Genomic DNA, 513 nt, shown 5'->3' with positions numbered 1-513 from the left:
GTCGGATCAGGACTTGCCACTTGATTGAGCGTCGCAGAGTTCGCCCCTTGCCGCTGGTCGAATCTGACCAGCTCCCCAGGGGCGATATTGAAATTGTCCCAGTTGATCACCGCCCGCTCACTCGACTGGGTGATGATTGTCTGCGCCGCATTCGGTCTGGCGATGACTACATCGTTGCCCACCGGCGTCCCTACGCCAACAGCACAAGCGTTGCCAGACATCAGCATGCCGGTTGCAAGTACCGCCCTCGAAAACAGCGCGACCAACAACCGCGAGGGCCGCACATATTTCTGACGGCGAGAAAACAGGGAACGGAAAAGGAAAGCGAGAAAATGTTTCATAGAGCGAACGCGAAACCCCATTTATAATTACCGCCCATCTTCTCTTTTTACACGCAACAAAAATACGCGAAATGTCTCGTTTCCAGCGGATATTTGATCATAAACTCGGCAAATCTCGTCGTTCCCGACTAGGAGGGAAAACGTGGGGCTGGCCCCCGTTACTATCTTCACG

1 pseudogene is annotated in these 513 nt (G+C 53.8%); it reads right to left on the bottom strand.

Annotated features, from left to right (window positions below):
* Positions 1-341 (bottom strand): annotated as a pseudogene (locus tag ACNQQL_RS36065) (hypothetical protein); the annotation flags it as partial.
* Between the last annotated feature and the right edge of the window lie 172 nt (positions 342-513).

Origin of the sequence: Burkholderia sp. LFS061 (genome assembly GCF_047978125.1) — a bacterium.
GTDB lineage: Bacteria > Pseudomonadota > Gammaproteobacteria > Burkholderiales > Burkholderiaceae > Burkholderia > Burkholderia pyrrocinia_C.
The sequence above is the reverse complement of the archived record's forward strand: the minus strand, read 5'-3'. Positions and strand labels throughout refer to the sequence as shown.